Origin of the sequence: Saccharothrix sp. ST-888, assembly GCF_000955975.1 — a bacterium.
Taxonomy (GTDB): domain Bacteria; phylum Actinomycetota; class Actinomycetes; order Streptomycetales; family Streptomycetaceae; genus Kitasatospora.
This window is the reverse complement of record NZ_JYJF01001042.1, coordinates 1-281: the sequence shown is the minus strand read 5'-3', so window position 1 is coordinate 281 and position 281 is coordinate 1. Positions and strand designations below refer to the sequence as shown.

General features: G+C 74.4%; 1 protein-coding gene. It reads left to right on the top strand.

Translation table 11 applies throughout. From position 1 onward, the window contains the following. Positions 1-281: hypothetical protein (locus tag UK12_RS42785; RefSeq protein ID WP_045307354.1), on the top strand; the 281-nt coding region annotated here is incomplete at both ends.

The window sequence follows — 281 nt, the reverse complement described above, 5'->3', positions numbered from 1 at the left end:
CTGCCCACCTACGCCTTCCAGCGCCAGCACTACTGGCCGGAGGCACTGCCGGCCGCCACTGCGGCTATTGGCAACGGGCCGGGGGCGGACCCGACGGACCCCCGCTTCTGGGAGGCCGTCGAGAGCGAGGACCTGGCCGCCCTGGCCGCGACCCTGGAGATGGACGCCACGGACGCGCAGTGCCCGCTGAACGCGCTCTCGCCCGTGCTGCCGGTGCTCTCCGCCTGGCGGCGCCAGCAGCGCGAGCAGTCGGTGGTGGACGCCTGGCGCTACCAGGTCAG